Origin of the sequence: Streptomyces sp. AC1-42W, assembly GCF_003248355.1 — a bacterium.
Taxonomy (GTDB): Bacteria; Actinomycetota; Actinomycetes; order Streptomycetales; family Streptomycetaceae; genus Streptomyces.
In genome coordinates, this window is record NZ_QKWY01000002.1 from 327,903 (window position 1) to 352,395 (window position 24,493).

General features: G+C 71.7%; 24 protein-coding genes. 12 read left to right on the forward strand and 12 right to left on the reverse strand.

The features are described from left to right. The first annotated feature begins 94 nt into the window (after positions 1 to 94). Positions 95 to 652, forward strand: a complete 558-nt coding sequence (locus DNK56_RS19255; protein WP_111336461.1) for a GNAT family N-acetyltransferase — start codon at positions 95 to 97, stop codon at positions 650 to 652. Positions 653 to 662: 10 nt separating this feature from the next. On the opposite strand, the gene DNK56_RS19260 is transcribed toward DNK56_RS19255, so the two are convergent. The 9 genes from DNK56_RS19260 to DNK56_RS36475 form a co-directional block, all read right to left on the reverse strand. Then, positions 663 to 2,309 carry a type IV secretory system conjugative DNA transfer family protein gene (locus DNK56_RS19260; RefSeq protein WP_111336464.1) on the reverse strand — a complete coding sequence of 549 codons (1,647 nt, stop codon included), beginning with the start codon at positions 2,307 to 2,309 and terminating at the stop codon, positions 663 to 665. Position 2,310: 1 nt separating this feature from the next. Beyond that, positions 2,311 to 3,729 (reverse strand): ATP-binding protein, encoded by a 1,419-nt coding sequence (locus DNK56_RS19265; RefSeq protein ID WP_111336467.1) that lies wholly within the window; start codon positions 3,727 to 3,729, stop codon positions 2,311 to 2,313. Between the two features lie 39 nt (positions 3,730 to 3,768). Beyond that, positions 3,769 to 5,319, reverse strand: a complete 1,551-nt coding sequence (locus DNK56_RS19270) for an SCO6880 family protein (RefSeq protein ID WP_111336470.1) — start codon at positions 5,317 to 5,319, stop codon at positions 3,769 to 3,771. Then, entirely contained in the window at positions 5,316 to 6,662 is a 1,347-nt protein-coding gene (locus tag DNK56_RS19275) for a hypothetical protein (protein WP_199564811.1), read from the reverse strand. Before DNK56_RS19275 ends, DNK56_RS19270 begins: the two co-directional genes overlap by 4 nt. Beyond that, on the reverse strand, positions 6,652 to 7,518 hold the full coding sequence (locus DNK56_RS19280) for a hypothetical protein (RefSeq protein ID WP_111336475.1): 867 nt from the start codon (positions 7,516 to 7,518) through the stop codon (positions 6,652 to 6,654). The genes DNK56_RS19275 and DNK56_RS19280 overlap by 11 nt, the downstream gene beginning before the upstream one ends. Before the next feature lie 154 nt (positions 7,519 to 7,672). Then, the gene (locus DNK56_RS19285; RefSeq protein WP_111336477.1) at positions 7,673 to 7,981 is read right to left on the reverse strand and encodes a hypothetical protein; all 309 of its coding nucleotides are present in this window, start codon (positions 7,979 to 7,981) and stop codon (positions 7,673 to 7,675) included. A gap of 294 nt (positions 7,982 to 8,275) precedes the next feature. Continuing rightward, the gene (locus DNK56_RS19290; RefSeq protein WP_111339396.1) at positions 8,276 to 8,950 is read right to left on the reverse strand and encodes a DUF402 domain-containing protein; all 675 of its coding nucleotides are present in this window, start codon (positions 8,948 to 8,950) and stop codon (positions 8,276 to 8,278) included. 89 nt (positions 8,951 to 9,039) lie between these two features. Then, positions 9,040 to 9,477, reverse strand: a complete 438-nt coding sequence (locus DNK56_RS19295) for a DUF6892 domain-containing protein (protein ID WP_111336479.1) — start codon at positions 9,475 to 9,477, stop codon at positions 9,040 to 9,042. Positions 9,478 to 9,554: 77 nt separating this feature from the next. Beyond that, positions 9,555 to 10,358 (reverse strand): DUF4232 domain-containing protein, encoded by an 804-nt coding sequence (locus DNK56_RS36475; RefSeq protein ID WP_111336481.1) that lies wholly within the window; start codon positions 10,356 to 10,358, stop codon positions 9,555 to 9,557. A gap of 341 nt (positions 10,359 to 10,699) precedes the next feature. Between DNK56_RS36475 and DNK56_RS19305 the strand changes: the two genes are divergently transcribed. From DNK56_RS19305 to DNK56_RS19340, 8 genes are all read left to right on the forward strand, one after another. Then, positions 10,700 to 11,863, forward strand: coding sequence for a hypothetical protein (locus DNK56_RS19305; RefSeq protein WP_111339397.1), 1,164 nt, complete (start codon positions 10,700 to 10,702; stop codon positions 11,861 to 11,863). A 188-nt stretch (positions 11,864 to 12,051) separates the two neighbouring features. Beyond that, positions 12,052 to 13,299 (forward strand): RNA-guided endonuclease InsQ/TnpB family protein, encoded by a 1,248-nt coding sequence (locus DNK56_RS19310; protein WP_111336483.1) that lies wholly within the window; start codon positions 12,052 to 12,054, stop codon positions 13,297 to 13,299. Positions 13,300 to 13,329: 30 nt separating this feature from the next. Then, positions 13,330 to 14,943 (forward strand): hypothetical protein, encoded by a 1,614-nt coding sequence (locus tag DNK56_RS19315; protein WP_111336485.1) that lies wholly within the window; start codon positions 13,330 to 13,332, stop codon positions 14,941 to 14,943. A 171-nt stretch (positions 14,944 to 15,114) separates the two neighbouring features. Beyond that, positions 15,115 to 15,540: a hypothetical protein gene (locus tag DNK56_RS36100; RefSeq protein ID WP_241989998.1), complete on the forward strand. Its 426-nt coding sequence runs from the start codon at positions 15,115 to 15,117 to the stop codon at positions 15,538 to 15,540. Continuing rightward, positions 15,537 to 17,336 carry an alpha/beta hydrolase gene (locus DNK56_RS19325; protein WP_111336487.1) on the forward strand — a complete coding sequence of 600 codons (1,800 nt, stop codon included), beginning with the start codon at positions 15,537 to 15,539 and terminating at the stop codon, positions 17,334 to 17,336. The genes DNK56_RS36100 and DNK56_RS19325 overlap by 4 nt, the downstream gene beginning before the upstream one ends. Further along, the gene (locus tag DNK56_RS19330; RefSeq protein ID WP_241989999.1) at positions 17,333 to 17,800 is read left to right on the forward strand and encodes a hypothetical protein; all 468 of its coding nucleotides are present in this window, start codon (positions 17,333 to 17,335) and stop codon (positions 17,798 to 17,800) included. Before DNK56_RS19325 ends, DNK56_RS19330 begins: the two co-directional genes overlap by 4 nt. An 80-nt stretch (positions 17,801 to 17,880) precedes the next feature. Continuing rightward, a complete protein-coding gene (locus DNK56_RS19335; protein WP_274578648.1) occupies positions 17,881 to 18,888 on the forward strand; it encodes a C40 family peptidase in 1,008 nt (335 codons plus the stop codon). Between the two features lie 241 nt (positions 18,889 to 19,129). After that, entirely contained in the window at positions 19,130 to 19,858 is a 729-nt protein-coding gene (locus tag DNK56_RS19340) for a phosphatase PAP2 family protein (RefSeq protein WP_111336489.1), read from the forward strand. Between the two features lie 69 nt (positions 19,859 to 19,927). Here DNK56_RS19340 and DNK56_RS19345 read toward each other — a convergent pair whose 3' ends face one another. Then, on the reverse strand, positions 19,928 to 21,517 hold the full coding sequence (locus DNK56_RS19345; RefSeq protein WP_111336491.1) for an FAD-binding oxidoreductase: 1,590 nt from the start codon (positions 21,515 to 21,517) through the stop codon (positions 19,928 to 19,930). Between the two features lie 40 nt (positions 21,518 to 21,557). Beyond that, positions 21,558 to 21,731, reverse strand: coding sequence for a hypothetical protein (locus tag DNK56_RS35465; protein ID WP_199564812.1), 174 nt, complete (start codon positions 21,729 to 21,731; stop codon positions 21,558 to 21,560). A gap of 247 nt (positions 21,732 to 21,978) precedes the next feature. On the opposite strand from DNK56_RS35465, the gene DNK56_RS19350 reads away from it, so the two are divergent. Both DNK56_RS19350 and DNK56_RS19355 read left to right on the forward strand, forming a co-directional pair. Beyond that, positions 21,979 to 22,839 carry a hypothetical protein gene (locus DNK56_RS19350; RefSeq protein ID WP_111336493.1) on the forward strand — a complete coding sequence of 287 codons (861 nt, stop codon included), beginning with the start codon at positions 21,979 to 21,981 and terminating at the stop codon, positions 22,837 to 22,839. A 185-nt stretch (positions 22,840 to 23,024) separates the two neighbouring features. Then, complete coding sequence (locus DNK56_RS19355; protein ID WP_111336495.1) at positions 23,025 to 23,273, forward strand: hypothetical protein; 249 nt, start codon at positions 23,025 to 23,027, stop codon at positions 23,271 to 23,273. Positions 23,274 to 23,293: 20 nt separating this feature from the next. Here DNK56_RS19355 and DNK56_RS19360 read toward each other — a convergent pair whose 3' ends face one another. After that, the gene (locus DNK56_RS19360; RefSeq protein ID WP_111336497.1) at positions 23,294 to 23,671 is read right to left on the reverse strand and encodes a metal-sensitive transcriptional regulator; all 378 of its coding nucleotides are present in this window, start codon (positions 23,669 to 23,671) and stop codon (positions 23,294 to 23,296) included. Positions 23,672 to 23,871: 200 nt separating this feature from the next. Here DNK56_RS19360 and DNK56_RS19365 point away from each other — a divergent pair, with 200 nt between their 5' ends. Then, positions 23,872 to 24,492, forward strand: coding sequence for a DUF47 domain-containing protein (locus tag DNK56_RS19365; RefSeq protein ID WP_111336499.1), 621 nt, complete (start codon positions 23,872 to 23,874; stop codon positions 24,490 to 24,492). The last annotated feature ends 1 nt before the right edge of the window (position 24,493 follow it).

Sequence of the window (24,493 nt, forward strand, 5' to 3'; positions counted from 1 at the left end):
GGGGTACGACGCCGCGCCGGGGCGGTCGGCCGGGGCTGCCCGGCCGGGGGGAATCCGTTTGCGTGGTCGTCGCGGCGCAGGTCAGGATCGGCGCATGGACTACGAGATACGGCCGGTGCGCGCCGACGAGTGGCAGTCGGTGCGGGACCTGCGGTTGGCCGCGTTGCGGGACCCGGTCGCCCCGGTGGCGTTCCTGGAGACGTACGAGCAGGGCCTGGAGCGGTCCGATGAGGCGTGGCGGGAACGGACGGTGGACGCCTCCGATGAGGGTGCGGGCCAGGTGCGGCAGTTCGTCGCCGAGGGTCCGGACGGTTCCTGGGCGGGTTCGGTGACCGTGCTCGTCGAGGGCCCGGATGTGGAGGCGCGTTTCGGGGAGCCGGCCGCGGTGAACCAGGGGCATCTGGTCGGTGTGTTCGTACGGCCGGAGGCGCGGGGCGCGGGGGTGGCCGACGCGCTGTTCCGGGCGGCCGTGGACTGGGCGTGGTCGCTGGAGAAGCCGCGGCTGGAACGCGTACGGCTGTATGTGCACGAGCACAATCCGCGTGCCGCCGCGTTCTACCGGAGGTTTGGCTTCGCGCCGACCGGGGAGACCGTGCCGATGCCGGGTGATCCGGCGGTGCGGGAGCTGGAGTACGCGCTGGCGCGGCCCTGAGCGCCGCTGCTCACAGGGTGCTGGGTGTGCGGAGCTGCTGCGTCCAGTGGGAGCGGGCCTGTTCCGGGGAGCGGAGCAGGGCGACGGTGTCGAGGCCGCGGGTCTGGCCGGTCCGCAGGAGTTCCGGCAGCCGGGGCAGGGGTGCGACGGCCGCGATGTCGTCGAGGACGAGCGTCATTGGTGGGTCGAGCCGGCCGTCGGATGACCGTGCGGCCATGCGGCGGCCGTGCTCGACCACGTCTGAGGCGAGCGCGGTGAGCAGGGGCATGGTCCCCGGGCCGGTTCGCGGGGTCTCGATGGATTCACCCACCACATAGAGGCTGCCCCCTTCGGCCGCGAAGGAATCCAGCGCGAGGGTGTCGGCCCGGTTGGGGGTGCAGGCGTCCCGGACGTGGACGGAGGAGAGCGCGACGAAGGCCCGTACCGTCAGTTCCTGGGCCATTTCCCGGCGTTCGGGGTGTCCGGTGAGCGCGGATTCCAGGAGTCCGGCGAGGCCGGGGGCGGCCTTCGGGTGGGTGCGCAGCAGGCGGACCGGTTCGTGGGCGTTGCCGCCGCCGGCCCAGCGGTGGACCTGGCGGAAGGGGCGGCCGTCGATGGCGGCGGCGTGCAGCCAGCAGCGCAGCAGGGTTTCGGCGGTGTCGGCCGTGGCCGCGTCGGTACGGCCCTGGGGCCGGACGGGGGCGAGGAGCGCGGCGGCGCGGGAGGCCGCGCGGTCGGCGTCTTCGCAGCCGGTGGTGGGGGCCCAGTGCAGCCGGTCCGGGGTGTCGCAGAGGTGGCCGGGGTCGTAGACGAGGACCGGGCCGAGCTTGGCGCGGGCGTCCTTGGTCTCGGCCCACAGGCTGGGGTCGGCGGTGACCACGAGCACGGGTCCGTCGGCTTCGTGGATCGCCTGGAGGGCGGTGGCCCGGCGGGTGGGGGCGGGGCCGTAGAGGACGAGCGGGGTGCGCGGGGCGGGCACGGCGGCCGGCGGGGGGTGTGGTGCCGCGGGGTGCGGAAGGGCTTGGGCTTGGGTCTGGGCCTGGGGGACGGGTGCGGTTTCGGGGCTGTGTTCCGTGGGAACGGGGGGCGCCGGTACGGGGGCGGGGCCGGGGGCGTCCGGGGCCGTCTTGCCGAAGGGGTCGGTGGGCTCCGGTGCGGGTTCGGGGAACGCCTGCTCGTCCGCGTACTCCCGCTCCTTGTTCCACCGGCCGCGCTTGCGGCCGGTGGACTGCCGCAGACGGCGCTGTGCCCGCTGCTCGCGGAATGCCTGCTCGTGGCGGGCGAGGCGTTCGGTTCGTTCCGTGCGGCGGTGGGCCAGGACGGCCCGTGAGCGGGTGATGACGCCCATCACGAAGATCGACAGCACCGCGAGCACCATCAGTTCGCCGATGAGCAGGCCCCAGAAGAGGCCGTAGCCGGAGAGTTCGGCGGGTGGGGTGTTCGGCCAGGCGGCGGGGAGGTCGTGCGGGGCGTCCAGCAGCCGGCGCAGGGCCAGGGGTGTTTCGGTGAGGGTGACGCCTTCGGGCCAGGCGCCGTGGGCGAAGAGGCCGGCGAGGCCGGTGGCCGTCCACGCCATCAGGGTCAGGCCGAGAAGGAATACCAGCAGCCCGATGAGCAGGCCGTCGGGGATGCCGCCCCCCTTGCCGTCGCCGGACGTCGCGCCGCCGCTCCCTGCCATGTCATGCCACCGTTGACTCGGACGACTCGTTCAGCCGCTGTTGGTTCTCGATCCTGGCCGCGCGTTCCTCGGCTTCGAGGTCGGCGGCCCGTACGTCGTCCGGGATCTGGTCGTCGGCGGACGATTCGGTCATGGCGCGGTCGGTGAAGACGAGGGGGCGTTCGGCTTCGGTGATCAGGTGTTTGACGACCTGTACGTTGCCGTTGACGTCCCAGACCGCGATGCCGGGGGTGAGGGTGGGGATGATCTCGACCGCCCACCGGGGCAGTCCGAGGACCCGGCCGGTGGCTCTGGCCTCGTCGGCCTTCTGGGCGTAGATCGTGCGGGTGGAGGCCATCTTGAGGATGGCGGCGGCCTCCCGCGCGGCGGCGCCGTCGACCACGTCGCTGAGGTGGTGGACGACGGCGACGAAGGAGAGCCCGAGGCGGCGGCCGAACTTGAGCAGCCGCTGGAAGAGCTGGGCCACGAATGGCGAGTTGATGATGTGCCAGGCTTCCTCGACCAGGAAGATGCGCTTCTTGCGGTCGGGCCTGATCCAGGTGTGTTCCAGCCAGACGCCGACGATCGCCATCAGGATGGGCATGGCGATGGAGTTGCGGTCGATGTGCGAGAGGTCGAAGACGATCAGCGGGGCGTCCAGGTCGATGCCGAAGGACGTCGGGCCGTCGAACATGCCGCGCAGGTCGCCGTCGACGAGCCGGTCGAGGACGAGGGCGACGTCCAGGCCCCAGGCGCGTACGTCGTCGATGTCCACGTTCATCGCCTGGGCGGATTCCGGTTCGGGGTGGCGCAGCTGCTCGACGATGTCGGTGAGGACGGGCTGGCGGTCGGTCGTGGTCGCGTTGACGTAGGCGTGGGCGACCTTGAGCGCGAAGCCGGAGCGTTCGTCGAGACCGTGGCCCATGGCGACTTCGATGATGGTGCGCAGAAGGGCGAGCTGGCCGGTGGTGGTGATGGCGGGGTCGAGCGGGTTGAGCCGGATGCCGCCGTTGAGGGCGGAGGTGGGGTCGAGGCGGATGGGGGTGAGGCCCAGCTCCTCGGCGATGAGGTTCCACTCGCCGACGCCGTCCTCGCCCTGGGCGTCCAGGACGACGACCTGGCGGTCGCGGAAGCGGAGCTGGCGGAGCACGTACGTCTTCTCCAGGGCGGACTTGCCGTTGCCGGATTCGCCGAGGACCAGCCAGTGGGGGGCGGGGAGCTGCTGCCCGTACAGCTGGAACGGGTCGTAGACGTAGCCCTTGCCGGAGTACACCTCGCGGCCGATGATCACGCCGGAGTCGCCGAGGCCGGGGGCCGCGGTGGGCAGATAGACGGCCTGGGCCTGGCCGGTCGAGGTGCGGACGGGCAGCCGGGTGGTCTCCACCTTTCCGAAGAGGAAGGCGGTAAAGGCGTCCGACAACGCGGACAGCGGATCTCGCATGGCGTGACTGACCTCCCTCTCGGTGTCGCGGGCTGGTGGCTAGTGGCGGATGCCGGTGGCGAACGGCAGGGTGTTGACGAAGGCGCGGTGGTGCTCGCGGTCGCACCATTCGAGCTTGAGGTACGACTTTCCGGCGGAGGCGCGGATGGTCCGCTTGTCGCGGGCGAGGGCCTCGGGGGAGCGGGACGAGACGGTGATGTAGCCGACGAGGTTGACTCCGGCGGCGCCGCTGGCGAGGTCTTCGCCGCGCTGGTCGAGGCGGCCGTGGGCGGCGATGTCGCGGGGGTCGACGGTCCGGTTCATCTTGGCCTGGCGGCTGGCCTCGGCGTCGTCGTTGGTCTTCTCGGTCAGCATGCGTTCGATGGCGATCTCGGTGGGTTCGAGGTCCATGCAGACGGCGACCGTGCGGATGACGTCGGGGGTGTGGACGAGGAGCGGGGCCAGGAAGTTGACGCCGACGGGGGTCATCGGCCACTCCTTCACCCAGGCCGTGGAGTGGCACCAGGGGGCGCGGGTGGACGATTCGCGGGTCTTGGCCTGGAGGTAGGTGGGCTCGACGGCGTCGAGCTCGGCGGGCCAGGCGTTGCGCCTGGTCATGGCCTGGATGTGGTCGATGGGGTGGTCCGGGTCGTACATGGAGTGCACGAGGGAGGCGAGCCGGCTCTGGCCGAGGGGCTGGCGGACCCGGATGTCGGCCTCGGCGAGGCGGGCGCAGATGTCGGTGAGCTCGCGGGCCATGACGACGGCGAGTCCGGCGTCGCGGTCGAGCTTGCGGCCGGTGTGCGGGCGGGCGGCGCGGGCCATGGCGTTGGCCTCGGCGGCGAGCTCGCGGTTGAAGTGCATGCAGGCGACGAGGTAGGCGCGGTGCTGCTCGCTGGAGGTGGAGACCATGGACTGGAGCTGGTCGTAGGAGTCCTGCAGCCAGCGGGGGGAGTTGTGGTCGCCGCGCTGGGCGACGTCCTTGGCGTGGGCGTCGGGGTCGGCGGGGAGGGTGCGGGCGAGCATCTGGAGGCGGGTGACGAAGCCGTCTCCGTTGGCGACGTGCTTGAGGAGGGTGCCGAAGCGGTCGACGAGGGCTTCCTGGTCCTCGCTGTCGCGGAGGCCGACGCCGGGGCCCTCGATCTCGATGGCGGCGGTGACGGTGCGACGGTCGGCGTGGAGGAGGACGGCGATCTCGTCGGGGCCGAAGGGGGCGGAGAGCCAGTTGATGCGGCCGATGCCGGGGGGCGGGCCGATCTCGACCTCGCGGCCGTCCGCGCGGGTGCCGGCTTCCATGGCGGAGGAGCGGTAGGTGGTGCCGCGGCGCAGGGAGCGCTTGTAGCTGCGGTTGATCTCGAACCACTTGTAGAAGGTCCGGTGCCGGTACGGGACGTAGACCATGGCGATGGCGAGGAGCGGGAAGCCGGTGAGCAGCACGATGCGCAGGGAGAGGACGGGGATGAGTAGGCCGCTCATCATGCCGAGGAACGCGCCGGCGATGATCAGGGCGATTTCGCCGGTCTCGCGGTTCTTGCCGACGATCGCGTTCGGCCGGGCGCGGCCGATGAGATACGTACGGCGGGGCGCGATGGGATGGGACTGGGTGCTCAACGCCCGCCACCTCCTGTGCGGTTGTTACCTGTGTTGCCTGGACTGCCGGGTCCGCGGGTGCCGCGGCTGCTGTGCGGGGTGCCGGAGGTGGGGCCGGAGCCGCTGCGGGGCGGGGGTGCGGAGGTGCCGCCGCTGCCGGTGTTGCGGGAGCTGTGGGCGGCTACTCCGCCGCTGACCGGGTTGGCGGGGCGGGCGCCGCCGCTGCTGCTGGTGTCGCCGCTGTTCTGGCCGCCGCGGCTGCTGTGGGTCTTGATGCCCTGGGAGACGAGGGCGGCGGGGGAGCTGATCATGGCGGCGGCCTGGGAGCCGTCGGTGGCCTGCTTGCGGTTGGTGCGGGCGCCCTGGATCTCGTCGCCGAAGCCGGGGACGAAGCGGTAGATCATGCCGGAGGCGAAGATGGCCAGCAGGATGATGGCGAGGCCGGAGACGACGGCGGAGAAGGCGTCGGGGCCGTCGTCGGAGGAGAGGGCGCCGGCGAGGCCGAGGACGATGACGATGACGGGCTTGACCATGATGACCGCGATCATGATGCCTGCCCAGCGGCGTACGTGGCCCCACATGTTCTTGTCGACGAGGCCGGCGTAGACGGCGGTTCCGAGGAGGGCGCCGACGTAGAGGAGGGCGGCTCGGATGACGAGTTCGAGCCAGAGGATGCCGGCGGCGAGGATCGAGACGAGGGAGACGACGATCAGCATGATCGGGCCGCCGCCGATGTCGGAGTCCTTTTTGAGGGCTTCGGCGAAGGAGCCGAAGAAGACGTCGGTCTGGCCGCCGGAGGAGGAGGCGATGACTTCGGTGACGCCGTCGGTGGCGGAGACGATGGTGTAGAGGATGAGGGGGGTGAAGGCGGAGGCGAGGACGGTGAGCCAGAGGAAGCCGATGGCTTCGGAGATGGCGGTGGTGAGGGGGACGCCGCGGATGGCGCGCTTGGCTACGGCGAGGAGCCAGAGGACGAGGGTGAGGACGGTGGAGGCGGCGAAGACGATGGCGTATTGCTGGAGGAAGCGGGTGTTGGTGAAGTCGACGTTGGCGGTGCTGTTGACTGCGTCGCTGAGCTTGCCCACGATCCAGGCGGCGGCGTCGGCGCAGCCGCGGCCGAGGGAGGTGAGCGGGTCGAGGGCGGGGTCGGTGCTGTCGGGCGGAGTCGCCTTGCTGGGACTGGCGTCGCCTTCGCAGTAGTCCTTGGCGAGCCCGACGATGAGGTCGCAGGCTTCGTTGCCCTCCTTGCTGGGTGACGGAGAGGGCGAGGGCTCTGCCGAGGCTCGGGAGGCGAGCAGGATCAGCAGAGGCAGGACGCTCAGTGTGGTCAGGGAGCGCATGCTCCAGCGACGGCTATCGGGCATAGACGAAGCCTCCGTATCCGTCCACCGCACCGGCGATCTCGTCGGCCGAGGAAGCGCGGTTGTCACCACTGACCGGGGTGGGGCCCTCCGTCTGGCTCGATGACTCGATCTTCCAGTCGTTCCCGACCCACTTGAGTTTCTCGGAGATCGTGAACCAGGTCTCCGTCACCGGCTTCGTGGACCCCTCACCGGCCATACCGACGAGTCCGGTGCACCACACTTCCACCGTGGCCGAGTCTGCGGACTGTTCGACCACCTTCGTCCCCACGGGGACCGTACGTGAGACGAACGTCAGACCAGTGGGAGCACTGCCGTCCTCGTTCAGACCCACGTTCTTGAGGAAGCCGGGGGAGTAGGCCGTGTCGAGATCGGTGGTCAGCTTCTCGATGACACCGGGATCGTGAGTGGCCTGCACGATGGCCCGGCGGGAAGAGGCGACGAACATCTCGGCGGAGCCCAGGGCTACTGCGTAGTTTGCGGCTGCGCTTTCTGCGCCCTGTTTGTTGTGGGCGAAGCCCGAGGGGATCGTGCCGTTCTTCGTTGTCACCGGTTTGGTGCCCGTGGCCGACGTCGGGGCGGCGGCCGCCTTGTCGCCGGAGCCGGTGCCCGACTTGCCGGACGGGCTGTCGTCGTCGCCCATGTTCGCGAAGGCGATGGCGCCCAGCAGGAGGATCACCACGCCGGCGAAGGTGATGAGGGAGCGGGAGTTGCGGGCCGGGCGGCGGGGGCCGTAGGCGTCGCCGGCCGGCCCGTCGGGCAGGCGGGTGCGGGTCTGGCGGGTGCCGCCGATGGTGCTGTAGGCGTCGCTCGACCGACCCGCGTCGTTGCCGTAGCCGTCCTCGTCGCCGAGACTCATGCCGCGTACGCCCCCTCAACCGTTGCTCGAACCGTGTCCTGGTACGACGGTAGCCGTGCTGCTCTCCGCGCGGACGCGGTGTGGTGACTCGACATCAGGGGTACGCAACCTCTGCCGGTGGGCACGACGGACGGATGGGAGGGGTGACGCTCGGTCAGACGGCCATCCCGTAGACAATGGTGAACAGGGTCCCCAGCGATCCGATGATGAACACACCGGTCAGGCCGGCCACGATCAGCCCCTTGCCCTGTTCCGCGCTGAACGTGTCGCGCAGCGCCGTCGCGCCGATGCGCTGCTTGGCCGCTCCCCAGACCGCGATGCCGAGGCACAGCAGGATGGCGATCGCCATCACCACTTCGATCATCACGCGAGCCTCGTTGCCCAGGCTTCCGAACGGGCCCCAGTTCGGGGCGATTCCGCCGATGATGGTGGTGATGTCGCCCTTTTCAGCTGCCAGGATCATGTAAGTCACCGCCCCTGTTGGGTAGTTCGGCGCCCGTGCCGCATGGCACGGGTCACCCTCTATCTTCGCTGATGAAACTGCTTTCGTACGACGACTTCACGGCTCTCTTTACCCGGATCTCGCACGTTTGACCGGTCTGACCCCCCTGACCTGCGGATCGAATCGGTGTATGGGCGAAATGTGTATGGTTACTCTGTGTATCACGGAGAGTGACGTCGGGCAATGATCGTCATTTCGCCAGATCGGCCGAGAGGGCCCAAAGGGGTCGAATCGCACCCCTCGGGGCGCGGGATGTCAGGTCGCGGCGTCCGTGGGCCGGAGCAGGGGGTGACGCGGAGTGGGCGGCCGGGCCGGGGTCTTCCAGGACGGGGGTGGCCGGAAATCACACCAGGAGCCGTCGAAGGGAAAGGTTCCGGCCTCGGCGAGCTGTGCGACCGTCGCTCCTTCGGACCGGATCGCCAGCGCTTCCTCGGCCGTCCAGTACGCGGGGTGGCCGGTCTTCTCCGCGAAGGACTGCTCGTCCTTCCAGCTCCAGGTGCGGTCCGGTGCGACGTTGATGTCCAGCTCGTGGTCGGTGATGTCGATGTCGGCGCCGTGGTGGACGCGGCGTTCGAGGTTGACGTACCAGCCGCGGAATCTGTGTCTGCGGCCGAAGAGCCACAGCACCGAGTGCGCCGCTCCGGTGGGCTGGTAGAAGAGGGCGTCGCCCATCGGCCAGCGGCCCGGGACGACGGGGAAGCCCTCGGGTGGGCGTTCGCGCGGGTCGATCTCCCGCAGATGTGTGATGCCGCGCGGCAGGGCGGTGTGCCACATCGGGGTGCCGGATTTCATCCACACCAGCTGCCCCGCGTCCGTGCGTTCGACCAGGCGCACCGGGACGGAGGCGCTGAGATGGCCGCCTATGAAGAAGTTCCAGTGCAGGATCTGGCCCGGGACGCCGCTTGCGTTGTCCTTCTTGTCCTCTTTCATGTATTTGATCATGCCCGCCGTGCGGGCGGCGGACACGTACGGCCGGGCTCCGCACCGCCGGTGACGGTGTGTGAGCCCGTGCCGGCGCGTCAGTCGGTGGCGATACCCCGGCTCGCGAGGACGTCGGCGTCGAACGCCATACCCAGGCCGCAGTCGTCCACACCGCTGATCAGCCGCAGGTTGGGCAGCAGGTCCAGGTCGTCCAGGGAGCCCACGTCGAAGAGGTCGTCCTCGCCGTCCCAGACCGGGGCGCACTCCTGGTAGACCTCCAGCCCGCCGTCGAGGGTCAGGGTGTCCACGGTGGCCAGCAGCTCCGTGCTGATCTCCAGCGCCTCGAAGTGGGCGCGGGCCTCCTCGAAGACGGTGTGGGCGAGGTCGTTGTCGTAGGCGTAGGTCTGCGGGTCCGTGTCGATGCCCTTCGCCTTGAGGCAGTCGGCTATGCGGAACACCGGGGTGAGCTTCTCGTCCTCGTACATGAGTTTCTCGATGACGAGCAGCTTGAAGTTGAAATCGCGGAAAGCCGGCATGCCACGGATCGTAACGGTGCCCTCCGACAGACCGCCGCGGTCTGTCGGAGGGCACCGTCACCATGGCCGGGTACGGGTCAGGGCTTGGTGTTCGCCTGCTTCATGGAGGCCACCGCGTCCGCGACCGAGGACTCGTACAGGCCGAGCTTCGGGGTGCCGACCTTCACGTCCGGGCCGAGCGGGAAGTTGAGCTGCTCGGCGTTGGACATGTTGTCGCCGTCCGCGAGCACGTTCAGCTCGTTGACCCAGGTCACGCCGTTGCCGCCGCCCGGGTTGAGGTCGATGACGGCGATCGCGGCGGTCTTCGGCTTCACCGGGTACGCCGGGGGGCCGCCCAGGCCGCCGGGGACGAGCGGGGTGATGTCGCCGCTGTGGTCGGAGGCGTTCGCGGCGCCCAGGGAGACGCGCGGGTAGTAGCTGAGGCCGCAGGAGTTCTTGCCGGTGTTGTTGACCTCGATGACGTGCTGGGTGGCCGAGCCCTGGCGGGCGTACACGCGCACCGACAGGTCGGAGCTCTTGCAGGGGTGCTTGTACGCGTAGCTGTCGCTGGTGTCGCCGCCGCCCGTCGAACCGCCGGTCTTCGCGGTGCTCCCCTTGGAGCCGCCCTTGCTGGAGGTGACCTTCTCGGTGGTGCCGCCGGTCGTCTTCCCGCTTTCGGCCTGCGTGGAACCACCGGTCTTCGCGGCGTCCCCGCCCTCGGTTCCGGCGGTGTCGGTGGCCGTGGTCGTGGCCTCGGCGGAGACGGACGCGGCGCTGTCCGCGGGGCCGGCCGACTTGGTGCCGCTGCCGTCCCCGCCGCAGGCGGTGAGGGCGAGGGCGAGCACGGCGGTGACGGCGGTGCCGAGGGCGGCGGTGCGCTTGCGGTTGCGGATCGTACGCATGGGAATCCCCGATTGTGTGGCGGTCGATGGTCGGTCGGTGGCCAGAACCCGGAACCTGCGGCGAACCGCTCCCCCTCCGGACCTTCTGACATGGGAAGCTTCCCGCGCGCCGCTCATGTTCCGCTAACGCCTCCCTGACGTCCCGCTGACGTCCCTCGGGGCGGGCTGCGGGCGGGCTGCGGACGGGTCTGTGGGCGGGCTCGCGGGCGGGTCTGCGGACGGGGGCGCGGACGGGTGTCCGCCGTGTTCCGGGGGGTTCGGTACGGGGCGTGCGTGACTTCCGCGGTCCGATCACCGTTAGATGTGATGTGCCCAAGCCCGTCGTGTCCGCCGTGCCGCCCGTGACGACCGCTTCCACCGGGGACGGTGCCGTCGCCCCGCCGCCCTTCCTGCTCACACCGCATCAGGGCGAGAGCGCCCGTGCGCTCCTGTCGTACGTGGCCGCCCTGCCGCTGCAATCCGTCGACGCCCAGCTCCTCGCCGCCGTCGTGGCGATCCGGGCCGCCCGGACGGGGGTCGGCAACCTCACCGGTACGGACCTGCGGTCGCTGCGGCTGGAGGACCCGGTGGGCGCCGTGGCGGAACTGACCGCCGCGGGCTGGGAGGTGCCCGCCCATCTGGTCGGCGGCGACCCGGACAAGCCCGCCGGCATCCTCGTGCCGGACATGGCCCCCGGCCCCGGCCATGTGCTGCCGCTGGGCAAGGACGCGCGGTCGCGGGTGTCGGGCTGGTGCCTGCGTACGCGGCTGGCCAAGCCGGTACGGAAGGGCTCGTCGGCGGTCCGGCTGGCGGCGCTGTTCCTGGCGGCCCACTGCTCCGCCGAACTCGTCGGCCACGCCCCGGCCGATCTGCCCGTCGCCTGCTACCCGGCGGTGCCCGTGCTCCTGGAGAAGGGTTTCCTGGCGGAGGTGACCGGGAAGAGCTACCGGCTCGGCCCGGCCGTGGGGCACCTCGCGGGCCTGTTCCGTACGCCGGAGGAGATCGCCGCGCTCGCGCGCGAGGCGGAGGAGCGCAGGGCGGCGCGCGAGGCGGCGGTGAGCGCCGAGGCGACGCCGGAGAGCTGGGCGGAGTGGAAGGCGGACGTCAGCCCGGCGCTGCTGCGGCATGTGGAGGCCGTCGAGACCTGCCGGCTCTGCCGCCTGGCCTTCCCCCGGTTCGCGAACGCCTTCATGTCCCCGCCCACCCCGCTGCCCATGCCCCGGTCGGCGCTCGACGCCTACGAGACCTGGCGGACCGGCCACCCCGACTGCGGGCGCGAGGCGGCGCAGTTCACCGTGGCGTTCCGTACGGGGCACGGCCACGGCCCGTCGTACGGCCAGCTGTGCAAGGGCCTGGGCTGGAAGAAGCTGTCGCGCGAGCTGCGCGGGGTCATCGTGCGCACGCTCATCGAGGAGGGCTGGCTGACGTCCACGCCTCCGGTGCCCTGGACCCTGCGGCCGGGCAGGACCGCCCACGCCCAGGGCATCGTGCTGCCCGGCCAGATGACCCGGCCCGGCGGTCGCTGAACTGCCCGGCGGTCGCTGAGCGGGCCCGGTCCCCGGGTGTCAGTCCTGGCGCCGCCGGGAGGCCAGGACGTCCCATCCACCAGGGCAGGAAGGAGGAGGCGTTGAGGCGTAGCCGTCGGCGCTTGTTTACGTGACTGCCTGACTTGTTCTTTCTGCCGTTGTCGGTGGGGCCTGTTAGGTTGCGGATAATGGCGATGACAGCGGCAGTTGAGCGGGTTTCCGGGCAGGCCCGGCATACCTTCCGACTGCGTGTGTCGTCGACCGCGCGGGCGGGTCTTGAGGCGGAGTGGGCGCGGTGTCGGTGGGTGTGGAACGAGTGCGTGGCGATGTCCCGCAAGGTCCACGCCGCGAACCGGGACGCGGCTGAGAAGACGACGTGTGGTCCGGTGCGGCTCGACAGGTTGCTGACGGAGGCGCGGCAGTCGATGTCCTGGCTGCGCGCGGGTGCTTCGGTGCCGCAGCAGCAGGTCGTCCGTGACTTCGCCACGTCACGTGCCAAGGCGGTCAAGGACATCGAGGCCAGGGTGCCGGTGCGGCGGCGGGCCGGGATGCCCCGGATGAAGCGCAAGCGGGACGCACGGCCCACGCTGAACTACACCCGGCGCGGATTCCGCCTCAAGAAGGGCCGTCTCCATGTCGCGGGCGGCATCGCCCTGACGGTCGTCTGGTCCCGTGAGTTGCCGTCCGTCCCTTCCAGCGTGCGCGTCTACCAGGACAGCCTGGGCCACTGGTACGCGTCGTTCGTCGTCACCGCCGAGACCGAGCCGCTCCCCGCCACAGGGCGTGTGCTCGGCGTGGACTGGGGCGTGAAGGAGACCGCCACCACCACATCCGACGCCCACGACCTGCCCCATCCCGAACACGGCAGGAGCGCGGCGCAAAGGCTTGGGCGTTATCAGCGGATGATGGCCCGCCGCCGCCCCGCCAGGGGCAAGGCCGCCTCCAAGGGCTATCGCCACGCCCGGCGGCAGGCCGCGAAGGTGCACAGGAAGGTGGTCCGGCAGCGGCAGGACACCGCCCGCAAGTGGGCCAAGGCGGTGGTCCGCGACCACGACGCCATCGCGGTCGAGGACTTCCGGCCGAAGTTCCTGGCGAAGACCAGCATGGCCCGCAAGGCCGCCGACGCCGCGATCGGCGCCACCAAGACCGCCCTCATCGAGATGGGCCGCAAACACGCACGTGACATCCGTCTCGTGCATCCCGCGCACACCACCATGGACTGCGCACAGTGCGGAGCGAGAACCAAGCACGCACTACCTCTCTCGGAACGTATCTATACCTGCACCGCGTGCGGAGCCGTGTCCCCCAGGGACAAGAACTCCGCCCGCGTGATGCTGGTCCGGGCTGGTCTCAACCCGGCTGGTGCCGATCGTGCAAGAGCCGGCGGACCGCAGGTCCCCAGCCAACGTGAGCCAGAAATCCCCGCCCTTTCCTAGGGCGGGGAGGATGTCAAATAGCCCCAGGTGATGATTGCCGCCGAGCGGACGGCACCGTCCGTGTCCCGCCGGCTGGCGGCCCTCGACCCGCCGCTCAGGTATCGCTCCGTCCGCCTCGTGCTCGCCGGGCTGCCGGTGGAGGACGAGGAACGGGCGAGGGCCCTGGCGCGGGTCCTGGTGTGTACCGGTACGGGCCACCTGGCCGTCTGCACCGGGCTCGCCCTGCTCACGAGGCTGGGGGAGCCGCAGGACGTGCCGTACCTCCGCACGCTCGGGCTGCTGCGTACCCTCGCACGCCCCGTCATCCACGCGCTGGACGCCATCGACCGGCCCGCCGCGGCCGAGCTGGAGCTGCGCGGCCACGAGGGCGCGCCGGTCTTCCGGCCGCTGCTCGCCGCCGTCGCCTCCGGCGACCGTGGAGCCGTACGGGAGTGCCTGGTGGCGCTGCCGGGGGACCTGGCGCCGGAGGCGGCGCGGCGGGTCGCGGAAGCGGCCCGGTTGGCGGAGCTGATGGCCGCGGCGGACGGGCCGGTCGCGGCGGACGGGGCGGACGCCGGGCTGGTGGCGTGCGCGGGGCGGCTGCTGTTCCGCATGACCGGTCAGCGCGACTACCGGCCCGAGATCCTCTCCTACCGGGACACCCCTTACGCGTACGAGGCGTTCGCGCGGGGCGCCTCGCTCCTGGCGCCCACGCTCGACCACCAGGCGCTGCTGCTGTCCGCCCTCCAGGAGCTGCGCACGGGTCCTGCCATGCTGCACGACTGGGGTCCGGGGCGCTGGGAGGCGGCGCTGGCGGAGCTGACGGCCGTTCTGGAGCGGCCCGAGTGGCGGGCGCTTCCCGCGTACGAGGGGGAGGAAACCGGCGTACGGAGGCGGCTCGCGTGGATGCGGCGTACGCGGGCGCAGGTGCTGCGTGCCCCGTACGAGCCCGCGCCGACCGCAGTCCCCTCCGGGCCCCCCGCCGCAACTGCCTCCTCTTCCCCTTCCGGATTCTCGCGGCTGGCCATCGAGATCTGTGAGCGGGACCCTGATGATCCGGACACCATCGAGGCGCGTGTCCTCGTCGACGGGCTGCCCGTCGTGCCCGCCTACTTCGGCCGGGGGCCCGCCGACTCCCCCGAGCGGCTGCTCGACACGGGAGCCCTGTGGGCCACGGGCGAGCCGCGCGAGGTGCGGCTTGCCGAGGCGTACTGCACGGAGGGGTGCTGCGGCGCGCTGTACGTCACCGTTCGGCGCGACGGGGATCAGGTGGTCTGGTCCGGGTGGCGTTCCCCCGTGCCCCCGGGCGGTAAACGCGAGCTGCCGGAGTTGCGGTTCGAGGCCGCCGCGTACGACGCGGAGGTGGCCCGTGCGCGGGACGACGGCAGCTGGATGTGGCCGGCCCGCCGGACCGCCCGTCTGATCGCCGCCGGACTGCGCGAGCGGCCGGACCTCCTCGCGCGGTGGCACGTCCGGTTCGGCTGGGCCACCACGACCTTCCGGGAAGTGGACGAGACGCTGATCAGCCTCATGTATGACGCGGAGGACGGCTCCGTCCGCCAGCTCCTGTGGCGCGTCCCCGAGGACGGCACCCCGCCGGAGGACCGCGCGGCGGCCGCACTGCGCCGACCGCTCACGGAGGACCCGAGGGGGTACGGGCGCTGAGCGCCTGTCCATCGTTCGGGTGATCCCCGCGGGCGGGGGAATGCGCCGACCGGGCCGGGGAACGGGGGTCCTCCCGTTCCCCGGCCCTCCGGCGTGCGGCGTGTCGCGGGTGCCGGGTTTGGCACAGTTCCGCTCCACGATCCAGACGATCCGGCACGAACGGGGCGAACCATGAGCGATACGCGGCAGAGACCGGACGACGGGGCGAACGACGGCGGCCCCGGTTCCACGAGCATCCCCGCCCCCGCGAACGCCCCCACCGACCCCGCCCCCGGGGCCGAGCTGCGGCTCAGTGCCGGGGTGTGGTTGCGGGCCGCCGGGGGCGCCGAGGCCATGGGCGCCCACTTCGGCCCGGTACGCGGTGAGCTGGCGGCCGCGGCCGAGGGGGTGACGGCCGGGACCGCCGGGCTGAACTCGCCGGCCGAGCTGGGCGCCGTCCAGGAGTCCTGGGTGCGCCGCTTCGAGGCCGCGCGCCGGGAGTGCGGGGCCCTCGCGGGGAATCTGCGCGCCGTGGCACGGGCGCACGGCGAGACGAACGACGCCGTCCGGTCGTCGTTCCACCCCGTCGCCCGGCGCACCCACGGGGTCGAGCGGTGACGCTGTCCTCGTCCACGCTGACGTGGGCCCAGCTGCGCGACATCGCGTGCGCCGAGCTGGAGGGCGCGGCCGATGGCTGGGGCAGGGCGAGCAACCGGGCGGATGCCGGGCGGGACCGGATCGAGCGGCAGCTGATGCCGGGTCTGCGCGGGACGCAGCGCGGGGCGGCGGCCGATGCGGCGGTCGGCCGGCTGCGGGAGCTGGGGCGCAACCTGCAGTACGTGTACACCGAGTGCGGGCTGATCCGTACCGCGCTGAACAGCCTGGCGCACGAGATGCGGGGGCAGCAGCAGGTGTTGTCGCGGGCGCTGGCGGAGGCGGAGGAGCTGCGGTTCACCGTGCACGCGGACGGCTCGGTGACGTATCCGCCGGGAGGCGAGGGGGCGGTCGACGGGAAGCCGTTGCCGGGTGGCACGGCCCGGGTGACCGGCGCGCCGGGCCTGTATCCGTCGTCGGGGCTGGTCGCCGCGAACCCGAATGCGGTGCGGGCGCAGGACATCGCGGACCGGATCACCGGGGCGGTGCGGGCGGCGGCCGAGATCGACTGGCGGTTCACGCGGGTGCTGCGCGGGCTGAGGGCGGAGCAGGGCCTGAAGGTTCCGGACCGTACGTGGACCGATGCGGCGGGGGACGCCGCGGCGGTCCGGCGCATGGCGGACGGCTATCTGAAGTCCCTCATTCCGAGGGCCGCGTCGCCGGAGGAGCTGCGGGAGTGGTGGTTCGGGCTGACGGACGAGCAGCGCGAGGAGTACCTGGCGGTGTATCCGGATCAGATCGGCAATCTGGACGGCATTCCGTCGCTGATCCGCGATGTCGCGAACCGGGACAACCTGCGGCTTCTGATCGGGGAGCTGGAGGGCCGGGACGACGAGGTGGCGCGGGTGCGGCTGGAGGGGCTGCGGGAGATCGACCGTCAGGTGAACGGGGGCGGCCGGCCGCCGGTCTATCTCCTCGGCATCGGTGACGAGGGGAACGGCCGGGCGATCGTGTCGTTCGGCAACCCGGACACGGCGCGCAATGTCGCGGCCTATGTGCCGGGGCTGAATACGGCGCTGGACGGGGAGTTCGCCCGGTCGGACCTCAAGCGGGCGCGGGACACCGCCATCGGGATGCATCAGCACGATCCGTCGAGTGCCGCGATCGTCTGGCTGGGGTACGACGCGCCGCAGTTCCCGGACGGCTGGGACACCCTGGACGTGGCCGGTGACGAGCGGGCCGTCCGGGGCGGGGAGAGCTTCAACCGGTTCATGGGGGGCCTGGCGGCCACGAGCGCCTACGAGAACCCGCATATGACGGCGATCGGCCATTCGTACGGATCGCGCACCGTCGGTGCGGCGACCCAGCAGGGTGCCGGGATTCCGGGGGTCGACGACATCGTGCTGGTCGGGAGTCCGGGGGTCGGGGTGGACCGTGCGGAGGATCTCGGGGTGGGCCGGGACCATGTGTTCGTGGGCGCGGCGCGCAACGACATCGTGACCGGAGTGCCGTCGCCGCGCGAAGTGGTCCTCGGGTTCGCCGGCCTGACCAACCTCGGCCCGGCGGGCGGGAAGCTGCTCGGCTACGCGGCCGATCCGGGGGACGACGATCTGTGGTTCGGGCGGGACCCGGCCGGGGAGGAGTTCGGCGCGCGCAGGTTCGCCGTGGACGACGGGCCGTGGATGCTGAGCGGCGGGCGGCCGAACGCGGACGCCCACGCGCGGTACTTCGATCCTTCGCGGGACGCCCTGTCCGCCAACAGCATCGCGTTGATCGCGGCCGGGAGGGCCAGTGAGCTCAACGCCGAGGAACACCGGTGAGTGAAGCGGACATGGACATGCGGGAGGCCGCGGAACACGCGGACGGGATTCTGGACGCGACGCTCGCTGATCTGATGCCGCCGGTCCAGTGGGCGCACGGGCCCACGACGGCGGGCGGGCACGGCGTGACGCGCCGGCGCACGGTGATGACCGTCATCTCCGCCGAGCGCCGGGGGAACTTCCTGGGCGTGGTCGAGCGGGGCTGGCAGCGGCGCGGTATCCGGATCAGGGGGATCAACAACGATCGCCGCTCTCCGGCCGTCTACGCCCGGACGGAGGACGGATTCGGGGTGAGCCTGATCTTCGGGGGCGGCCAGGCCTTCTTCGAGGTGGACAGCCCGTGGGTGACCCTGTCCGAGGTGGCGGAGTGCGCTGTCGCGCCGCACGGGCCGTCGTACGAGGGGGTCTATCCGCTGCCCCGCCCCCATGTGCGCTGCGCCTTCTGGTCGGCCGGCGCTCCCTGAGCGCCCCCTGTGCCCCTGCCCACTCGTACACACCGTCGAAAACCCTCCCGAACCCCGGCCGGATGGGCCATGGTTGACGGGTGCGTAGATTCTGGGTGGCCGCAGGGGTCGGCGTGGGCATGGCCGCGTGTTTCGTGGCGCTGCTCGTCGTCGGGACGTACTCCGCCGCGGCCGGGCTGGTCGGGGGCGGCGGGGGTGCCGTGGCGCTGGCCAAGGGGGCGGTGCCCGCCAAGTACCAGGGGCTGGTCGAGAAGTGGGGCAACCTGTGCTCCGCCATCAACCCCGCCCTGCTCGCCGCCCAGCTGTACCAGGAGAGCGGCTGGAACCCGCGCGCGCAGAGCGCCGCCGCCGCGCAGGGCATCGCCCAGTTCATCCCGGGCACCTGGGCCGGGCACGGGATCGACGGGGACGGCGACGGGGACCGCGACGTGTGGGACCCGGCCGACGCCATCCCCTCCGCCGCCTCGTACGACTGCGAGCTGGCCGGGTACGTGAAGAAGGTGCCCGGCGACCCGACGGACAACATGCTCGCCGCCTACAACGCGGGCGCGTACCGCGTGATCAAGTCCGGCGGGGTGCCGAACATCTCCGAGACCCGGAACTACGTCAGGATCATCCGTTCGCTGGAGAAGAGTTTCGCCCGTCCGGTCGGCCGGGTGCAGCCCTCGCAGCAGGCGGCCGGGGCCATCTACTTCGCGCAGAAGAAGCTCGGTACCAAGTACCTGTGGGGTGGCAACGGCACGCCCGAGCAGGGTGGCCGGTTCGACTGTTCCGGGCTGACCCAGGCCGCGTACCGGACCGTGGACATCGAGCTGCCGCGCGTCGCGAACGACCAGTACAACGCGGGGCCGCATCCCTCGCGCGACGAACTGCTCCCCGGAGACCTGGTGTTCTTCTCCGACGATCTGACCGATTCCCGCGCCATTCATCACGTCGGCCTGTACGTCGGAGGCGGATACATGATCAACGCTCCGTACACTGGGGCCGTCATTCGGTTCGACAAGATCGACACTCCCGACTACTTCGGCGCCACACGTGTGACCAAGGACGGCGCCGCGGCCCTGCCGACCACGCGGCCCGCGGCCTGACCCGCGCATGAGGGCGTTCGGAACTCTCCGTGAAGCCCGGGCCCTGAGCTGCGACGATGTGTCACTCTTCGATAACGTCATCGTGATCATTCGGTGGAGAGTGGAACGTACGCACGGGGCGCGTCGTTCTCTGGTGGGCGCGTCAAGGATCGGCGTGGACGAACCGAACACGGGGGGTTCGTGAACCGCGGCGCACAGGAACGTGCGCCGCAGCAGCAGACAAGGCAAGGGGCCGCAGCAGATGGCTGGACTCGCACTGGATGGGTCGAACCCCGACGTCAGCCTGCTCTACGACATCAATGGGCTCGCCAAGTCCGCTCCGACCTGGTTCGACCGGGTCATGGAGTTCGTCGGAGAGTACGGGATCATGCTCGGCATGGTCCTCGTGGTCCTGTGGTGCTGGTGGAGCGTGCGCCGGCGCGGCACGGCCGAGGATTCGGTGGCGGGGGTGGCCGGGCTCGTCTGGGCCCCCCTCGCGGCGGGCGTCGCGTTGCTCATCAACATCCCGATCCGTGAGTTCGTGGAACGGCCCCGGCCGTTCAAGGACCACTCCGGCCTGGAGGTGCTGGTCGACGGGAAGAACGACTTCTCGTTCGTCAGCGACCACGCCACGATGGCGATGGCCCTGGCCGTCGGGCTCTTCGTCGCCCACCGCAAGTTCGGCATCGCGGCCATCGCGCTGGCCCTGCTGGAAGGGTTCTGCCGCGTCTACATGGGCGTGCACTACCCGACCGATGTCATCGGCGGATTCGCCCTCGGTACGGCGGTCGCGCTGCTCCTCGCGCCCCTCGCGATGATGATGCTGACGCCTCTGGTGACGGCCGTCTCCCGGTCGTCCCGGCTCGGCCCGCTCGTCCGCTCGCGCCGGCCCCTGCCCGAGGCCGCCGACCGGGACGACGCGCTGGGCATCCCCGAGCCCCGGCCCGGATCGGGCGGCGGCTCCGAGGGGGAGAAGGGCCTCGCCGCCTGACACCACCCGCGACCGCATGTGCCCCGGAGCCCCGGCTTCCGGGGCACAGCCGTGTACGGGGCGCGCCGTTCACAACCCCTGCGGGTACGTGAACAGGTCATCCGGGTCGTAGCGCTTCTTGAGCCCCGCCAGCCGGGCCGTCGCCGTCCCGTAGTACGCCGTGCGCCACTGGGTGAGCGAGGGGTCCGTGTAGTTCTGGTACGCCCCGCCGGAGGCGTACGGGCGCATCGCCGCGTGCGTGTCCCTGAGCCAGTTCCGCTGGGCGGTGCCTGGCGCGCCGGCCCGCCAGGCGCCGATGTACTGGGCGAGCATCCGGGAGCGGCGGTGCACGAACGCCGTCGCCCGCGGGTCCACCCGGTTCACCGCCCCGCCCAGCGCGGTCAGCGCGATGGAGCCGCCGCCGCCCTGGTCCGGGCCGAGCCGGGTGAACGCCAGGGCCGCCGCGAGCAGGGCCTCGACGCCCGCCGGGGGCAGTGAGCGGTCGTAGAAGTCGGAGGCGGCGGCGTACGTCTCGCGGTGCAGGGCGCCCTGCGGGGTGCGGCCCGGCGTGGTCCCCGGCAGGTGGCACTGCGCGTCCGTGATGCCCGAGCAGCCCGCGTACACGAGCATCGCCTCGCGGTAGCCGCGGCGGCGCAGCGAGACCGAGGTGGCGGAGGCGCCGATGCGGTCGGCGAGGCGGTCCACGGCGTTCTGCAGGTCCCCGTAGGTGCCGAGGCTGAACGCCGAGACCGAGACGGTCGGACGGGCGCCGCCGGGGCCGGCTTCGAGGTGCGCGGCGGACCAGATCTCGTCCGGCTGGTCCGGGCCCCACTCCTGCCAGGCGGTGACCACGTCCCCGGCGCGCGACCACGGCCACGACATATAGGCCATGACGGTCTGCGGGGCCGGGCGGGTGCGGAAGCGCAGTTCGGTGACGACGCCGAAGTTGCCGTTGCCGGCGCCGCGCAGCGCCCAGAAGAGGTCCGGGTGGCGTTTGGCGTCGGCGGTGAGGGTGCTGCCGTCGGCCGTGACGAGGGTGGCGGAGGTGAGGTTGTCGCAGGTCAGGCCGTAGGCGCGGGCGGCGACGCCATGGCCGCCGCCGAGGGTGAGGCCGGAGATGCCGACGGTGGGGCAGGAGCCGCCGGGGATCGTGACGCCGTGGTCCGCGAGGCCCTGGTAGACGCCGATGAGCTTGGCGCCCGCGCCGATCGTGCCGTCGCCGTTCACGCGGGAGAGGGACGAGACGTCGATGACCAGGCGGCCGGTGCCGCTCGACCAGCCGGCGTAGGAGTGGCCGCCGCTGCGGATGGCGACGGGCACCGAGGTGCGGCGGGCGTACGCCAGGCACTCGCGGACGTCGTCCTCGTGCCGGACGTAGGCGATCGCGGCCGGTTTCTGGTCGTCGAAGCGGGTGTTGTAGAGCTGGCGGGCGGTCGGGTAGGCGGTGTCGCCGGGCCGGATCAGCGGGCCGTCCAGGCTCTCGGCGAGGGCCGGCCAGTCGGTGGCGCCGGACGGGGAGCGGGTGGTGGTGGGGGAGGGGGCGGCGGTCCGGGTGGGTGGGGCGGGGGCCGGGGCGGCCGGGTCCGTCGTGTCGGTGCCCTCGCACGCCGTGGCGGTGGCACCGGCGAGCACGGCGGCGCCCGCCGCGAGGAGGGTGCGCCGGTTCGGCAGGGTCGTCATCGGACCTCCGGGTGGGGAGCGGCGAGGGGAGGGCCGGTGGTCAGGCCGTTGTGCGGTGCTCCTCGGCGTCCGTGCGGGCCCGGTCGCGGGACCGGCGGGCCGGCCCGTACCAGCCGCAGGCGCAGCGGGCGGTGCAGAACGAACCGCGTTCGACGGTGGTGGGTTCATGGGTGGGCCGGGCGGTGGGGGCCTCGGCGGCGTGTCGGTCGTACACCCGACCACGGTACTGGCCGCGGGGGCCGCGCCGGGAGGGTGCGTGAGGAGCCCGGGGCGCACGGGGAGGAGAGCGCGGGGCGCAGGGGGCGCACGGGGCCCCTCCGGAGGGCCCGGCGCCTCCGCCCGGTGGCAATCGGGGTGCAGGACGTTACACGTGACCTGGGTCGTCGTTATGCGAGGCGGGTGGGGCCTTGACAGGGCCCAGGGCATGGGCAAGCGGGACGTCGTTGGGGGATTGGCAGGCGATGGTGGTGCAGCAGCACAGGTCCGGTGGCGGGGCACGCGCGGTGCGTGCCCTCGCCGTGGTGGGCGTGGTGGCGGCCGCCGCCGGGTGCGCGGGCGGCGGGGGTGCGGACCGGGCCACCGCCGCGTCGGACGCCCGGGACGGGGCCGTCGACGCGGTGCGGCGGGCGGCGGTCGTGCTCGCCGGTGACGGGGCCGCGAGCGCCGAGGTGCTGACGTCGATGGAGACGGCCGCCGGCGGCACCCGGCTCACGATCAGGGGCTCGGGCTCGTACGACTTCCGGGCGGCGTCCGGCCGGCTGAAGGTGGTGCTGCCGCCGGACGCGGCGGGCGCGGAGGAGCACCGGCCGATCACGGAGCTGCTGGCGCCGGGCGCGCTGTACATGAAGAACCGGGGTGCCGGGGTGCCCGCCGACAAGTGGGTGCGGATCGACACGACGGCGCTGGAGGACGGCAATCTGGTCACCGGCGGGGTGACCGATCCGCTGGCCGCCGCCGAACTGCTGCGCGGCGCGGAGGCCGTGACGTACGTCGGTGAGACGGAGCTGGCCGGGGTGCCCGTGCGGCACTACCGGGGCACGGCGGACATCGGCCGGGCCGCCCGTACGGCGGCGCCGGGCGCGCGGGCGGCGCTGGCGGCCGCGGCGAAAGGGTTCCGCACCCGGGCCGTGCGGTTCGACGCCTATCTGGACGAGCAGGGCAGGCTGCGCAAGGTGCGCCACCGGTTCCGCTTCGCCAACGAGGGCCCGGCGGTCGAGGTGGTGTCGACGATGCTGTTGTACGGGTTCGGGGTGCCGGTGACCGTGCGGCTGCCGGACGAGCGGGACATTTACACCGGGGAGATCGGGCAGGGGCGGGCGTGAGATGAATCCCACCCGCACCGCAAAGATCCGGCCACCCCAGGAGCCCCGTAACGTCCCACCGGGCCCATCAGGCCCGCCGTTCCCGGCCCATCGGGGGGCGGTGAAATGGTCCGTCCGTGCCATGCGCGGCGCGTGTCGGGCTCTCTACCCTGGAAAGCCGGTGACGGCAGTGAGAGGTGAGTGACGTGGTGACGCTCAGCGCCCCGACCGTGTCGGACCATGTGGCGCTCGCCGAGATCGAGCTGTGCGGGGAACTGATGATCGCGGCGTCGGCGGCGATCGGCGAACGGCTCAGTTCCGAGCGGATCGACGAGGTGCTCGACGTGAAGGTGGGCGCCGACGTCGAGGTGAGCGCCGATGTCAGGGCGAGCACCGATGTGAGGGCGAGCACCGATCGCACCACCGTGCCCCGGCAGGGCGAGTACCGGGGCTGACGGGGCGCGGCCCGGCCGGCTCAGGTGCGCAGCAGGCGGGCGATGGCCTTGGTGGCCTCCTCGACCTTCGCGTCGATCTCGTCGCCGCCCTTGACGGCCGCGTCGGCGACGCAGTGGCGCAGGTGTTCCTCCAGGAGCTGGAGCGCGAAGGACTGGAGCGCCTTGGTGGACGCCGAGACCTGGGTGAGTATGTCGATGCAGTAGACGTCCTCGTCGACCATGCGCTGGAGGCCGCGGATCTGGCCCTCGATCCGGCGCAGCCGCTTGAGGTGCTCGGACTTCTGGTGGTGGTAGCCGTGGATGCCGCGGTCGTGGTCGGTCACGGCCGCGTCGGCGTGGCCCGCGCAGGTCGCCGCGTCCGGTGCGGGTTGCGTTCCCGTGGCCTCGGTCGTCGTCATTGCTGCCTCCCGTTTTTCCCTTTGCCCTGACGTCTATATACCCCTGGCGGGTATATCTTAACGAATTCAGCTGAAACGTGACCGGGGTCCCGTGCTGATCACTGTGCCTGATGCGCGACACTGACAATGCCGGTTAGCCGTGGCCGGATGATGCGCCTAGCATCAGCCTGACCGAATCCAAAGCACCCCGAGGACCCCACGTGCGCTTTCGTCTGACCCCCAGGGAGACGAGCTTCTACGACATGTTCTCCGCGTCCGCGGACAACATCGTCACGGGCTCGAAACTCCTGATGGAACTGCTCGGGGCGGAGCCTTCATCCCGTGCCGAGATCGCGGAGCGCATGCGGGCGGCGGAACACGCGGGGGACGATGCCACCCACGCGATCTTCCATCAGCTGAACTCCTCCTTCATCACGCCGTTCGACCGTGAGGACATTTACAACCTGGCCTCGTCGCTCGACGACATCATGGACTTCATGGAGGAGGCCGTCGACCTGGTCGTGCTGTACCAGATCGAGAAGCTTCCCAAGGGTGTGGAGCAGCAGATCGAGGTGCTGGCGCGGGCGGCGGAGCTGACCGCCGAGGCCATGCCCGGTCTGCGCACCATGGACAACCTCACCGAGTACTGGATCGAGGTCAACCGGCTGGAGAACCAGGCGGACCAGATCCACCGCAAGCTGCTCGCCCACCTCTTCAACGGCAAGTACGACGCCATAGAGGTGCTGAAGCTGAAGCAGGTCGTGGACGTGCTGGAAGAGGCTGCGGACGCGTTCGAGCACGTCGCGAACACGGTGGAGACCATCGCGGTCAAGGAGTCCTGAA

What these genes read in the sequence shown, in the direction of transcription:
- DNK56_RS19255 (WP_111336461.1), top strand. Translation starts at nt 95, where the DNA reads ATGGACTACGAGATACGGCCGGTGCGCGCCGACGAGTGGCAGTCGGTG.
- DNK56_RS19260 (WP_111336464.1), bottom strand. Translation starts at nt 2,309, where the DNA reads ATGGCAGGGAGCGGCGGCGCGACGTCCGGCGACGGCAAGGGGGGCGGC.
- DNK56_RS19265 (WP_111336467.1), bottom strand. Translation starts at nt 3,729, where the DNA reads ATGCGAGATCCGCTGTCCGCGTTGTCGGACGCCTTTACCGCCTTCCTC.
- DNK56_RS19275 (WP_199564811.1), bottom strand. Translation starts at nt 6,662, where the DNA reads ATGCCCGATAGCCGTCGCTGGAGCATGCGCTCCCTGACCACACTGAGC.
- DNK56_RS19280 (WP_111336475.1), bottom strand. Translation starts at nt 7,518, where the DNA reads ATGAGTCTCGGCGACGAGGACGGCTACGGCAACGACGCGGGTCGGTCG.
- DNK56_RS19285 (WP_111336477.1), bottom strand. Translation starts at nt 7,981, where the DNA reads ATGATCCTGGCAGCTGAAAAGGGCGACATCACCACCATCATCGGCGGA.
- DNK56_RS19290 (WP_111339396.1), bottom strand. Translation starts at nt 8,950, where the DNA reads ATGAAAGAGGACAAGAAGGACAACGCAAGCGGCGTCCCGGGCCAGATC.
- DNK56_RS19295 (WP_111336479.1), bottom strand. Translation starts at nt 9,477, where the DNA reads ATGCCGGCTTTCCGCGATTTCAACTTCAAGCTGCTCGTCATCGAGAAA.
- DNK56_RS36475 (WP_111336481.1), bottom strand. Translation starts at nt 10,358, where the DNA reads ATGCGTACGATCCGCAACCGCAAGCGCACCGCCGCCCTCGGCACCGCC.
- DNK56_RS19310 (WP_111336483.1), top strand. Translation starts at nt 12,052, where the DNA reads ATGGCGATGACAGCGGCAGTTGAGCGGGTTTCCGGGCAGGCCCGGCAT.
- DNK56_RS19315 (WP_111336485.1), top strand. Translation starts at nt 13,330, where the DNA reads ATGATTGCCGCCGAGCGGACGGCACCGTCCGTGTCCCGCCGGCTGGCG.
- DNK56_RS36100 (WP_241989998.1), top strand. Translation starts at nt 15,115, where the DNA reads ATGAGCGATACGCGGCAGAGACCGGACGACGGGGCGAACGACGGCGGC.
- DNK56_RS19340 (WP_111336489.1), top strand. Translation starts at nt 19,130, where the DNA reads ATGGCTGGACTCGCACTGGATGGGTCGAACCCCGACGTCAGCCTGCTC.
- DNK56_RS19345 (WP_111336491.1), bottom strand. Translation starts at nt 21,517, where the DNA reads ATGACGACCCTGCCGAACCGGCGCACCCTCCTCGCGGCGGGCGCCGCC.
- DNK56_RS19350 (WP_111336493.1), top strand. Translation starts at nt 21,979, where the DNA reads ATGGTGGTGCAGCAGCACAGGTCCGGTGGCGGGGCACGCGCGGTGCGT.
- DNK56_RS19360 (WP_111336497.1), bottom strand. Translation starts at nt 23,671, where the DNA reads ATGACGACGACCGAGGCCACGGGAACGCAACCCGCACCGGACGCGGCG.